Raw genomic sequence first — 12,762 nt, forward strand, 5'->3', positions numbered from 1 at the left:
ACTGCCGGCCGTCGAACGAAGCTGTTCATCAACGTGAGAAAACAGCGTCTCGATCCCGCCACGGCCTTTCAGGCCCCGCGGAACGACACAGAGGACCCGTATTCGATCCAAAAGGTCACACAACCCTTCGAAGCGCCGACCTGGGCGCGGGTGCACGACAGTCGATGACTTCAAGATGATCGCTGCTGTTGAGAGTATGGATCATCGGATAAGGTCTCTTTGCCGAAGCAAGAATGGGCACTGGTAAGGTCAAATGCACCTTCGTCTCGTCCAACTCGACAAGGTCGGCAAGTCCGAGCCCGCCGCCATAATTGTCCGTGCCGTTCTGCAATGGCAATATGATGCGATCGCCCATACGCACAAAACAGCCTCCGGGCCGGGCTGCGGCGCGATCGATTCTCACCGGATTGCTCCGGTGCGGGAACCATGGTCCCTCCAGGGCCTGCGCATAATAGACCACGAGGGTGTCCGAGGCGCTGCCGTAGCCGTCGCGTTCGGTCGCGAACAGCCAAAGCTTGCCGCCATGCTCCAGCAGGGTCGCATCGAAAAGTTCGCGATCCGGAATCAGGACCGAATGCCGAACCCACCGGTCCGGGAACGACTCAGCCCGGTATAGAACCAGATCTCCACCCGAACCGCCCTCGGGAAGCATCCAGATCTGGCCGCCATGACTGAACACTTGCGGATAGGACAGATGATAGGGTTCCTCGATCACCACACGCGGCACGGTTGGAGCGCCGTCTCGGAAGACCTCGGTCACGGAAATCACCGCTTTGGTACTGGCATGGCAAAAGTCTTCAATGAATATGAAATATCGCCCCTGCCATTCAAACGGAAACGGATCAGCATAGAAACGATCGCCATCATCGGGCAGATCGATCCAGGGTTCTCCGGCCAGGAGACCCGTGGCCGCGACGGTCTGGCCATTGTGAAACCGGTAGCTCACCCGCCAACGATTGAGGCGGAACCCCAAGCGCCTGGCCGCCCCTGCTGTTTGCCGGGGTATGGTTGAAAGAAGGTAGGTACCGATCAGCTGTCCATCGGTTGGACACTGACGCGCGCGCCCTGTCGGTTCGGATCGGGCCTTGTGGCCCTTGAGGAAATGATCCGTCGTGTCCACCAGCAGTGTGCACATGCGCGCCAGAATGTCATTGAGCCCGCGAAGGATCGAAAGCCGGCTGTCGACCATGGGGGCCGCGCGCGCGATGCGTTCACCATCCAGAATGATTTCGATATCGGGAAGGCCGCCGGCCATCAACACCCGGGCTGCTTCGGCAATTGACGCGGAGCTCGCGAAGCCCGGGCGAAGGCCGGGAGAGGCAATAGGCAGCATGACGCCGGTCAGATCGATACGCAGTTCAGCGTCAGGCCGGGACCGGGACAGTTCCACGCCCTCGACAGGTTCAAGAAGGTCATGGCCCCGAATCTGCACTGCCTTGCGCTCAAGGCGCAGAATATAGCCAAGCGGCCATTGTACCCCGGGCGCCGCAACGCCGACCAGCGCAACGTCATGACCTTTCTCGGCCAGCCGCTTGGCGACAAGCATGTGCACCGAACACACATTGTCATCAGGAACAAGTATATCAATTCTGCTCATCGGGATTCCGTCAGCGAAGGTCGAGAGACTATGAGAACCAGTTGCTAAGTTCGGCTTAATACCGCGGACTCTGTAAGGTGTGTTCGGCGCTGTGCCTTCTGCCGACCACCGAGACGTGCGACAGCATCGCTTTCTCACTCGGTGCACGTGGCAATGGGTCGAGCCATTCCGACGGTCTCACCGGCAGGCTTGCGCATGGAAGTCTCCCGAGCAATGCTGCGGCAGTGGAGGAATCATGCGGAAAGTCCTGATAGCGGTACTGCTGGCCGCGGCTGCACTTTATGCAAATTGTGCCCTGGCATTGGACAGCAGCGGAACCCCCGTCGTCGTGACGCCACTCGCATCACGCACGACCACTGCATCAGGTCGGCCGATCACGCTGCCGCAGAAGAACGTGCAGGTGCTGGTCTCGACCTATGAGATCAGGCCCGGCGCGACCTTGCCGGTCCATCGCCATCCCTTCCCGCGCTACGCCTATGTCGAGGCTGGAACATTGAAGGTCACCAACGTCGAGACCGGCAACAGCAACGTCTACAAGACAGGTGATTTCATCATCGAGATGATCGGCCAATGGCATCAGGCCACCAATATTGGTGACGGGCCGGTCAAGCTCCTGGTGATCGATCAGGTCGAGGAAGGCGCCAAGAACACGGAATTGCGCCAGTAGCCACCAAGACTATGCCCGCGCCCGAGGGCGGGAGGGCAATGCCCCGCCCGCCCTCGCCTCGCGGACCATTCGAAACCAGGCGCCTAGCCCCAGGCGCCAACCGGCTGCCGGGTCGTTGCGTTCAGCCTATTGAAGGCGTTGATCAGGGCGATCTGGATGACCAGTGCGGCAAGCGCCTTCTCGTCATAATGCCGGGCCGCTTCATCCCAGACATCGTCCGGCACTGCGTCCGGCCGGTCGGCGAGCCTGGTGCCGGCTTCTGCCAGCGCCAATGCCGCGCGCTCGGCGTCGGTGAAATACGGCGTCTCCCGCCAAGCCGCCAGCGCAAAGATGCGCTCGTCCTTTTCTCCGGCCTCCTTCAATTCGCGCGCATGCATGTCGACGCAGACGCTGCAATTATTGATCTGGCTGGCGCGCAGATGAATGAGCTTGCGCGTCACATAGGGCACGTCGGCCGCCTCGGTCGACTTGTCCAGCGCCAGCAGCGCCTGCACCGAACCGGGGATGAGCATCACCGGGTTCTTGATCCTTGCTTGCATGATCCTTCTCCTTTTGAATTGTTTCTCCGGGCGTGTTTTCCCGGCCCGGACGCCTCGCATCCAGGATTCGAACTTGATAAAACTGTTGGCTGCCTGCCGCGTATCAGGCCTGTGTTGCGGTAACCTGTTCGAGCCGTTCGAGAATGCGCGGCCAGCCACTTCCCATGCCGATATAGCCACGCTCGTCGGCCGGCCGGAATCCCGACTGCTCCATTCGCACCCGGGTCGCCACACCCTCGGGCGTCAGTGACCACGTCACCACGGTTTTCAACCCGCTGTCCGATTCCGTCCCATCGCCCCAACTGTAGGCCAGCAGCCGCGGCGCCTCGACTTTCAGCACCACGCAGTTCGTCACGCCGGACCATCCGGGAACTGGTGTCGCACGCAGTGTGAAGCGATGCCCCTCTTGCGCAGCGAAGTCATTCTGCATGAGCCATTCGCCGACGAGTGCTGGCACGGTCAGTGCCCGCCATATCTTTTCCGCCGAATATGGAATCAGCCTTTCGACGACAATCGATTTGGTTTCCGTCATGCCTCGCTCCTCTCGTTGTTGTCGTCGTGCCACGCACGCGCAATCAATAACCCGTCAGCTATAGATTATTACTCATAACCATGCGGTTATGCGATTGTCAAGTAAGGAATCTGCCGTCTGGTCCAAATGGCGGCATAGGGTTCGCGCTTTCGCGTCAGCCGTCCTGGTGCTAGGGCTCTCCACGACGTCATGAACTGGATTGCCCCTTGAGCATGGAAACTCGCCCGCCGCTGATCGAAATCTGTGTCGAAGGCATCGATGGCCTGCTCGCCGCGCAGGCCGCAGGCGCCGACCGGGTCGAACTCTGCGCCAGTCTGGTCGAGGGCGGCATCACGCCGAGTCTTGGCACTGTGCACGCCGCGCTCGACCAGGCGACCGTCCCGTTCCACGTCATGGTGCGGCCACGCGGTGGCGATTTTCTCTACAGCGAGACTGAATACCGCTCGATGCTGGCCGACGTCACCGCGCTCCGCGAGCTCGGTGTGCCCGGCGTGGTGTTCGGCTGCCTGAACGCCGACGGCGCCATCGATGAGAAGCGCATGGGCGAACTGACCGAGGCCGCCGGGCCCTTGAACGTCACCTGCCACCGCGCCTTCGACATGACGCGCGATCCGGCCGAGGCACTGGAGGCGCTGATCCGCTGCAAGGTCGGCCGCGTGCTGACCAGCGGCCAGCGCGACACGGCGATCGAGGGCTTGCCGTTGCTGGAAGAGCTGGTGCGTCAGGCCGGCGACCGGATCATCATTCTCGGCTGCGGCGGGCTCGATCTCGGCAACATTGCCGAGGTGCGCGCAAGGACCGGCCTGGCCGAAATGCACTTCGCCGCCCTCAAGGAAGTGCCGAGCGCCATGCGCTACCGCAATCCGAAGGTCGGCATGGGCGGCTCCGATCTCGACCGCGAGTATCGCAACACACTGACCGACACACCGCTGGTGGCGGCGACAATCGCGGCGGCCAAGGCATGACCTCTCCCATAGACCGCATAGCGCAGGACGACGAAGCCGCCATACTGGCGCTCAACAACGAGCACGCCGCCGAATTGTCGTGGCTCGAAGCCGAACGGCTGTCCTTCCTGCTCGGCGAGTCCTTCTATGCCCGCCGCATCGGCGATCTCGAAGCCTTCATCATGACCTTCGACCAGGATGCGAATTATGACAGTCCGAACTTCGTCTGGTTCCGCGAGCGCTACGAGCGCTTCATCTATGTCGACCGCGTCGTCGTGGCGGCGCACGCAAGAGGCCGCGGCCATGCTCGCCGGCTCTATCGGGACCTGTTCGACCAGGCGGAGAGCGCCGGCCACACACTGGTTACCTGCGAGGTCAACACCGACCCGCCCAACCCCGCCTCGGATGCCTTCCACGCCGCTCTCGGCTTCGCCGAAGTCGGCGACGCGGTGATCCATGGCGGCAAGAAGGCGGTGCGCTATTATATCAGGCAGATCGCCGCCTGATCCGATGGCGCTCGGCGTTCATTCACCAATTGCGGTTGAGCCATTCGCGCGCTGGGCGCTCGATGAGGTAGTAGCTGCAGAGCGCGCAGGCGAAAACCCCGGCCAGCATCGGCCATGGATTGCTGCCCTGCTCGTAGACGAATTTGTAGAAGGGCTGCTGCCACAGATAGAGCGAATACGACCACAGACCCAGTGTCGTCATCGGCAGGGATGACAGCCATCCGGACAAGAACCGCGTGCTGAAATCCAGCGCATTGATAGCAGTCGCCAGCAATGGCACCGCGACCAGGTAGTGGATCGGTGTCGGTACTGAATCCATGAACAGGAAAACCGCGCCAACGGCCGCCGCAACGGCGACATAGGGGCCCTTCAACAAGGCCGGCAGCTTGCCGTCGGCCTTGAGCAGGCAGACCGCGGCCGACAGCAGGATCGAGGCGATGTGCACATCGGTGCGCCAGTACGTGGCTTCATAATCCATGTGCAGGAACCAGTAGGAAACCGCGCCATTGGCCATGGCCAGCAAGGCCAGGACCAGCAGCAGCGGGACGACACGGCTGCGGCTGGCGACGATTGCGCTGATCGCCGCCAGGATGATGTAGGCATGCTCTTCGATACAGAGCGACCAGATGTGGTCGAGTGCGCCGGCCCGGTTCAGGAGAATTCCGGCATAGTTGTAGGTGAATGTCAGCGCCGTCAGGGCCGCCTTCCATTTGAAGACGATGAACGTGCCTGAGAGCGCGATCATGGCGACGACGACAAAGACCAGAAGCGCCGGATAGATGCGCGAGAAGCGGCGTTTGAAGAATTTCTTCAGCGGATAGCGTTCGATGAACAGGATTTCGGCCATCAGCCGGCCGCTGAGCACGAAGAAGAATTCGACGCCCAGCACGCCCAGATTGATTCCGGGAACGGGAAAAAAATGCCCAATCAGCACCAGGGCGATCGACAGACCGCGCCAGCCGTCGAGATAGGCCAGCCTTGTCCTGGCCGATCGGTCGACGATCGTTTGGGACGGCACCAAATGGGTCGCGGAAATTTCGGACATGCCGATCCTTTCGCATTGATATGCGAAAGGGCACGGCTGTACGCCTTCCGAACCCGGCTCGCATTCTCCGCCCGCCCCATACTGCAGTGCAATATAAGTTTGTGCAAGTGCGAGATTGGTGCCGGTGCATTCCCGGGCAGGCATGGGTCAGAATCGTTTCAAGCAAACATAGGATGCGGCGGCCGGAAACCGGGCAGCTACAGGCGCCAGGAACGAAAAAGGGCCGTGACAGCCCCTTTCCTTGTCCGCAATCGATCTTGCGTCAGGCGTTGGCTGCCGCCACCGCGCGCTTGGCCATGACCGCGATCAGGTTGGCGCGGTAGTCGGCGGAAGCGTGGATGTCGCTCATCAGGTTTTTCGCCGGCACTTTCACGCCATTGAGCGAAGCAGCATCGAAGCTCTTGGCAAGCGCCGCCTCGATCTCCTTCGAACGGAAGACGCCGTCATCGCCGGCGCCGGTGACGGCAACGCTGACGCCATCCTTGCCCTTGGCCACGAACACGCCGACGATCGCGTAGCGCGAGGCCGGGTTGCGGAATTTTTCGTACGCAGCCTTTGCCGGCGCCGTGAAGGAGACCGCCGTGATGATCTCGCCGTCCTTCAAGGCCGTCTCGAACAGCCCCTTGAAGAACTTGTCGGCTGATATTTCGCGCTTGTTGGTGATGATGGTGGCGCCCAGCGCCAGAAGTGCGGCCGGATAATCCGCCGCCGGATCGTTGTTGGCGATCGAACCGCCGATCGTGCCCTTGTGGCGTACCGCCGGATCGCCGATCAGCGACGCCAGATGGGCAAGCGCCGGGCAGGCCTTGCGCAGCTTCTCGTCATTGGCGACGTCGAAATGGGTGGCGGCGGCGCCGATCGTGACCGTCTTGCCTGACACCTTGACGCCCTGCAGGTCCTTGATGCGTGACAGGTCGATCAGGTCGGAAGGGGCCGCCAGCCGCGTCTTCATGGCGGGGATCAAGGTCATGCCGCCCGACAGCAGCTTGGCGTCGCCGCTCTTCACGAGCTTGGCGGCTTCAGTGACCGAGGCGGCACGATGATAGTTGACTGCGTACATGGGATCCTCCCCTAAGTGGTCAAGCAGTATTGAGCAGTGAGTAGTCAGTAGTGGGAACGCCGCCGCCGGAGCTGGACACGGTGCCCTATTCGCTACTCACTACTCCCTACTCACTCATTTCGCGGCGCGGATCGCGGCCCACACGGTCGACGGTGTGGCCGGCATGGCGATATCGGCGATGCCGATGGCGTCGGTGATGGCATTGATCACCGCCGGCGGCGAACCGATGGCGCCGGCCTCGCCGCAGCCTTTGATGCCGAGCGGATTGCTCGGACATGGCGTGTTCGACGTCGAGACCTTGAACGACGGCAGGTCGCCGGCACGCGGCATGGTATAGTCCATGTAGCTCGCCGTCAGCAGCTGCCCGCTGGCGTCGTAGTGAGCGCCTTCCAGCAGCGCCTGGCCAACGCCCTGGGCGATGCCGCCATGCACCTGGCCTTCGACGATCATCGGATTGATGATATTGCCGAAATCGTCCGCCGCCACGAACTGGACGATCTCGGTCGTTCCGGTTTCCGGATCGATCTCGACCTCGCAGATGTAGCAGCCCGCCGGGAAGGTGAAGTTCGCCGGATCATAGAACGCCGTTTCCTTCAGTCCTGGTTCCATGCCGGCCGGCAAATTGTGCGCGGTATAGGCGGCCAAAGCCACCTGGAACCACGGCAGGCTCTTGTCGGTACCGGCGACCTTGACTTCGCCATTCTCGATGACGATGTCGCCCTCGTCGGCTTCGAGCAGGTGCGCGGCGATCTTCTTGGCCTTGGCCTCGACCTTGTCGAGCGCCTTGGCGATCGCCGACATGCCGACCGCGCCCGAGCGCGAGCCGTAAGTGCCCATGCCCATCTGCACCTTGTCGGTGTCGCCGTGGACGATCGACACCGAATCGATCGGCACCCCAAAACGCTGGTTGACCAGTTGCGCGAAGGTCGTCTCGTGCCCCTGGCCATGGCTGTGCGAACCCGTCAGCACCTCGATAGTTCCGACGGCGTTGACCCTTACCTCAGCCGATTCCCACAGGCCGACACCGGCGCCGAGCGAGCCGACCGCGGCCGACGGCGCGATGCCGCAGGCCTCGATGTAGCAGCTCATGCCAATGCCGCGCAGTTTGCCCTTCCTGGCCGCGTCCGCCTTGCGCTTGCCAAAGCCGGCATAATCGGCGGTCTTCATGGCCGCGTCGAGCGAGGTCGCATAATCGCCGGCGTCATAATTCATGATCACCGGTGTCTGGTGCGGGAAGGTCGTGATGAAGTTCAGGCGCCGCAGCTCGGCCGGAGACACGCCGAGCTCGCGTGCAGCGGCTTCCATGGTGCGCTCCAGAAGATAGGTGGCTTCTGGCCGTCCTGCCCCGCGATAGGCATCGACAGGTGCCGTGTTGGTGTAGACGGTGCGTACATTGGCGTGAATGGCCGGGATGTCGTACTGCCCTGACAGCAGTGTCGCGTAGAGATAGGTCGGCACACAGGACGAGAACAGCGACATGTAGGCGCCGAGATTGGCGATGGTGTCCACCTTCAGCCCGGTGATCCTGTTGTTCTTGTCGAAAGCCATTTCCACCGTCGAGACATGATCGCGGCCATGCGCGTCGGTGAGGAAGCTTTCGGTGCGATCGGCGACCCATTTGACCGGCACGCCGGTCTTCTTCGAGGCCCACAGGCAGACGATCTCTTCCGGGTAGATATAGATCTTGGAGCCGAAGCCGCCGCCGACATCCGGCGCGATCACGCGCAGCTTGTTTTCGGGTGCGACGTTGTAGAAGGCGCTCATCACCAGCCGCGCGACATGCGGGTTCTGCGATGTCGTCCAGCAGGTGTAATGATCCTCGGCCTTGTCGTAATGGCCAAGAGCCGCGCGCGGCTCCATTGCGTTCGGCACCAGCCGGTTGTTGACGATCTTCATGCGGGTGACATGCGCCGCCGCCTTGATGGCGGCATCGGTCGCCTTGGCATCGCCGATCTCCCAGTCGAAGATCAGGTTGTTCTCGGCCTCGGCATGGACCTGCGGTGCGCCCTTTTCGAGCGCCTTGGTCGCGTCGACGACGGCCTTCAGTTCCTTGTAGGTGATGTCGACCGCCTCGGCCGCATCGCGTGCCTGGCCCTTGGTTTCGGCCACCACCACCACGACCGCATCGCCGACATAACGGACCTTGTCGACGGCCAGCGGCGACCATGCGCCCATCTTCATGGGCGAACCGTCCTTGGAATGGATCATCCAGCCGCAGATGAGGTTGCCGATACCATCGGCCTTGAGCTCCTTGCCGGTCAGCACGCCAATAACGCCCGGCATGCCTTGAGCCGTTTTCACGTCGATCTTCTTGATCTGCGCATGCGCGTGCGGGCTGCGCACGAAGGCTGCATGCTTCATGCCGGGCACCACCATGTCGTCGACATAGCGGCCGGCGCCGGTGATGAACCTTTTGTCTTCCTTGCGCGCGACCCGAGCGCCAACACCTTCGATGCCCATGCAGAGATTCCTCCCGAAAAAGTGAATAGGAAGCAGTGAGCAGTAAGTATAGCCGCCGGTTCAGACCGACTACTGACTACTCACTACTCGCTCTTCTCTCACGCCGCCTGTTTCGCCTTGTCCTTGGACCCATTCGACATCGTCTTCGATGCGGCGAGGATCGCCTTCACGATGTTGTGGTAGCCGGTGCAGCGGCAGATATTGCCTTCGAGTTCTGCACGAACCGTGGCCTCGTCGAGGCCTTCGGGATGACGGTTGATCATGTCGATTGCGGCCATGATCATGCCTGGCGTGCAGAAGCCGCATTGCAGACCATGATGTTCCTTGAAGGCCGCCTGCACTGGATGCAGGTCGGCGCCGTCGGCGAGGCCTTCGATCGTAACCACGGTCGATCCGGACGCCTGGACCGCGAGCATGGTGCAGGACTTGACCGCCTTGCCGTCGACATGCACGACGCAGGCTCCGCACTGCGAGGTGTCGCAACCGACATGGGTGCCGGTCAGGCCGAGATTCTCCCGCAGGAAATGGACGAGCAGCGTTCGATCCTCGACGGCCCCGCCGATCCGCTTGCCGTTCACCATCAACGAAACGTCCGACATAGCCCCTCCCTGGGTGTCAACCTTGGTCATCAGGTTGCCGACGCGCCGCTGGCACTTCGGCCATGCGTTAGTCGTACACCGCACAACGCACAAAAAACAACACGAGGGAAAAGTCGGATTGTTGTACTTTCGGCCATGGCCAAGGGACCAAAGTGCATTTTCCCGGCCCCATTGCCAAAACGCCTCCTGGCGGCAAGAATGCCTTCGTCGCCCGCGCGCCAGAAGCACTTGAAAAGCCGCGCACAAGAAGGCGTCGGAGGAAATGCGGGAGAACGCCCCTGACCAGTTCACTGACGCGCTACGCATGCGGGTTGTCGGCGCTGACCACGGACGAGCCCGACCCGGACGTCTTCGCACGCGCGGTAGCCGCCGAGGCCGCTGCCATCGATGCCGGCTTTGCCCTCGTGTTCTTTTCCCAAAGCCTCGTCGAGGCAAGCACCCTCTCGCAGGCGCTCACGACGTGCGCGCCGGGGCTCCACCATGCCGGCTGTTCCACCGCCGGCGAGATCACGCCGCAGGGGCTCGAGGAAGGCCATATGCTGGCGATGCTGCTGCCCTCGGCGTCCTTCACGGCGGTCAGCACCATGGTCGACAATTTGTCGACATCGGGCATGGACAGGATCACCGAAGAGGTCGAGGCCCTGCGGCGCACGCTGCGCGCCCGGCCCGGCGGCGAGCAGACCAGGAACACCTTCGCGCTCTGCTTCATCGACGGGCTGTCCTATGCCGAGGAAGCGGTGAGTTCGGCCATCCACTGGGGTCTTGACGACATACCGCTGCTCGGCGGCTCGGCCGGTGACGATTTGAAATTCGAGACGACGCGTCTGATCTCGAACGGCGCCGTCACTTCGGACAGCGCCATCATCGTGCTGATCGCCACGGAAATTCCGTTCCACGTCTTCAAGACCGACAACTTCGTTCCCACCGACGAAAAGCTGGTGGTGACCGCGTCCGACCCGGATCACCGTATCGTGCGGGAGTTCAACGCCACCAATGCGGCGGAGGAATATGCCGCTTCCGTCGGCATCCTCCCGCAGACCCTGACGCCGCTGAGCTTCGCCTCGCATCCCGTGGTGGTGAAGGTGGGCGGAGAATATTACTGCCGCTCGATCCAGAAGATGCACGCGGATGGCTCGCTGTCGTTCTTCTGCGCCATCGACGACGGTGTCGTGCTGTCGATCGCCCAGCCCGAGGACATGGTGGAAGCGACACGAGCGGCATTGCGCGAGGTCAAGGAAAGGCTGGGCGGTATCGATATGATTCTTGGCTTCGATTGCGTGCTGCGCCGGCTGGATGCGCGCAACCGGCAGGTCTTTCGCGACATTTCGGAGCTCTACAGGGTCAACAATGTCATCGGCTTCGGCACCTATGGCGAGCAATATCGGTCGATGCACCTGAACCAGACTTTCACCGGCATCGCCTTCGGTGACCGGCAAGCGGCTGAATAGGCGCAACAAAATGCCGCTCAGGGACATAAACGATCTCGACAGGCTGAAGAAGATCAACGCCGCCCTGGTCAGCCGCGTCGAGCGCTCGATGGACCAGCAAGGCAATGCCTTTTCGTTGTTCCAGACCGCGATCTCGCTGGAAAACCGGGTGCGCACGCGCACCGAGGAACTGCATTCGACCTTGCGCAGGCTGGAACAGTCGAACATCGACCTCAGCGCCGCCAAGGAGAGTGCCGAGCTGGCGAACCTGTCCAAGACAAGGTTCCTCGCCGCCGCCAGCCACGACGTGCTGCAGCCGCTGAACGCCGCCCACCTCTCCGTCTCGGCGCTCGCCGAGGTGCAGACCAGCGAAGAGGGAACAAAGCTGGTTCGGCAGGTCGAGCGCTCGCTGGAGACGATGGAAGACCTGCTGCGCACCTTGCTCGACATTTCCAAGCTCGACGCCGGCGTGGTCCAGCCCGACATCGGCGATGTCAGCCTGGAGGCGTTGTTCTCATCACTGCGCTCGGATTTCCAGCCGGTGGCGGAGTTGAAGGCGCTGTCGCTGAAATTCCGGCCGGTCAATGCGGTGGTCCGCTCGGACAGGACCTTGCTGCGCCGCATCCTGCAGAACATTCTCTCCAACGCGCTGGGCTATACCCGTTCGGGCGGCGTGCTCGTCGGCACACGCCATCGCGGCGACACCATCCGCATCGATGTCGCCGACACGGGCTGCGGCATTCCCGAGGACCAGCGCGAAGCGGTGTTCGAGGAATTCCATCGCGGCACCTCGCCGGCCAACGCCGAACTCGATGGCGGCGGGCTTGGGCTCGGGCTCGCCATCGTGCGCCGCATGGCCGGCGCGCTCGGCCACCCCGTGACGTTTTCATCCAAGGTTGGCCGCGGCACCATCTTCCACATCGATGTCCCCGTCGGCCTCGGCGCGCCGGCCGATGCCATCGCCAGCGCCGCCAGCCTGGAACGGCCGCGCGGCTACGGCCTGTTCGGCACCAAGGTGCTGCTGGTCGAGAACGATGCCGAGGTGCTGGAGGCCATGACCTTCCTGCTTGAGCGCTGGCAGTGCCTGGTGCGGGCCGCGACCTCGACTGACGATGCGCTGGACATGCTCGGCGATACCGACTGGATGCCCGACATCGTCATCGCCGACCAGCATCTCGACGGCGGCGACCTCGGCACCGCCACCATATCGGAGGTCCGCGACTATCTCGGCCGCGCCGTGCCGGCGCTGATCGTCACCGCCGACAGTTCCGAAGCCGTGGCCAAGGCAGCGCGCGCCGGCGGTATCGAACTGATGCGCAAGCCGGTGAAGCCCGCGCAACTGCGCGCGCTGCTGGCGCATTTGCTGGCTTAGAGTCCCCGGCAGAG

12 protein-coding genes are annotated in these 12,762 nt (G+C 62.6%); 5 read left to right on the forward strand and 7 right to left on the reverse strand.

Annotated features, from left to right (window positions below):
- Positions 1-115: 115 nt before the first annotated feature.
- Positions 116-1,597, reverse strand: a complete 1,482-nt coding sequence (locus M653_RS0114665) for a hypothetical protein (protein ID WP_027144028.1) — start codon at positions 1,595-1,597, stop codon at positions 116-118.
- A 235-nt stretch (positions 1,598-1,832) separates the two neighbouring features.
- On the opposite strand from M653_RS0114665, the gene M653_RS0114670 reads away from it, so the two are divergent.
- Positions 1,833-2,264, forward strand: a complete 432-nt coding sequence (locus M653_RS0114670; protein WP_027144029.1) for a cupin domain-containing protein — start codon at positions 1,833-1,835, stop codon at positions 2,262-2,264.
- Between the two features lie 83 nt (positions 2,265-2,347).
- On the opposite strand, the gene M653_RS0114675 is transcribed toward M653_RS0114670, so the two are convergent.
- Together M653_RS0114675 and M653_RS0114680 are read right to left on the reverse strand one after the other, a co-directional pair.
- Complete coding sequence (locus M653_RS0114675; protein WP_027144030.1) at positions 2,348-2,803, reverse strand: carboxymuconolactone decarboxylase family protein; 456 nt, start codon at positions 2,801-2,803, stop codon at positions 2,348-2,350.
- 103 nt (positions 2,804-2,906) lie between these two features.
- Positions 2,907-3,335 (reverse strand): SRPBCC domain-containing protein, encoded by a 429-nt coding sequence (locus M653_RS0114680; RefSeq protein WP_027144031.1) that lies wholly within the window; start codon positions 3,333-3,335, stop codon positions 2,907-2,909.
- 212 nt (positions 3,336-3,547) lie between these two features.
- Between M653_RS0114680 and M653_RS0114685 the strand changes: the two genes are divergently transcribed.
- On the forward strand, positions 3,548-4,300 hold the full coding sequence (locus tag M653_RS0114685) for a copper homeostasis protein CutC (RefSeq protein WP_032935327.1): 753 nt from the start codon (positions 3,548-3,550) through the stop codon (positions 4,298-4,300).
- Complete coding sequence (locus tag M653_RS0114690) at positions 4,297-4,785, forward strand: GNAT family N-acetyltransferase (RefSeq protein WP_027144033.1); 489 nt, start codon at positions 4,297-4,299, stop codon at positions 4,783-4,785. The genes M653_RS0114685 and M653_RS0114690 overlap by 4 nt, the downstream gene beginning before the upstream one ends.
- Before the next feature lie 22 nt (positions 4,786-4,807).
- On the opposite strand, the gene M653_RS0114695 is transcribed toward M653_RS0114690, so the two are convergent.
- The 4 genes from M653_RS0114695 to M653_RS0114710 form a co-directional block, all read right to left on the reverse strand.
- Positions 4,808-5,830 (reverse strand): acyltransferase, encoded by a 1,023-nt coding sequence (locus M653_RS0114695; protein ID WP_027144034.1) that lies wholly within the window; start codon positions 5,828-5,830, stop codon positions 4,808-4,810.
- Positions 5,831-6,092: 262 nt separating this feature from the next.
- Positions 6,093-6,890, reverse strand: coding sequence for a xanthine dehydrogenase family protein subunit M (locus M653_RS0114700; protein WP_027144035.1), 798 nt, complete (start codon positions 6,888-6,890; stop codon positions 6,093-6,095).
- A 114-nt stretch (positions 6,891-7,004) separates the two neighbouring features.
- Positions 7,005-9,350, reverse strand: coding sequence for a xanthine dehydrogenase family protein molybdopterin-binding subunit (locus M653_RS0114705; RefSeq protein WP_027144036.1), 2,346 nt, complete (start codon positions 9,348-9,350; stop codon positions 7,005-7,007).
- 98 nt (positions 9,351-9,448) lie between these two features.
- A complete protein-coding gene (locus M653_RS0114710) occupies positions 9,449-9,949 on the reverse strand; it encodes a (2Fe-2S)-binding protein (RefSeq protein ID WP_027144037.1) in 501 nt (166 codons plus the stop codon).
- A gap of 311 nt (positions 9,950-10,260) precedes the next feature.
- On the opposite strand from M653_RS0114710, the gene M653_RS0114715 reads away from it, so the two are divergent.
- A complete protein-coding gene (locus tag M653_RS0114715) occupies positions 10,261-11,397 on the forward strand; it encodes an FIST signal transduction protein (RefSeq protein ID WP_027144038.1) in 1,137 nt (378 codons plus the stop codon).
- A 10-nt stretch (positions 11,398-11,407) separates the two neighbouring features.
- Positions 11,408-12,748, forward strand: a complete 1,341-nt coding sequence (locus M653_RS0114720; protein ID WP_027144039.1) for a hybrid sensor histidine kinase/response regulator — start codon at positions 11,408-11,410, stop codon at positions 12,746-12,748.
- Positions 12,749-12,762: the final 14 nt, after the last annotated feature.

The organism is Mesorhizobium sp. WSM3626, assembly GCF_000513935.1.
GTDB lineage: Bacteria > Pseudomonadota > Alphaproteobacteria > Rhizobiales > Rhizobiaceae > Mesorhizobium > Mesorhizobium salmacidum.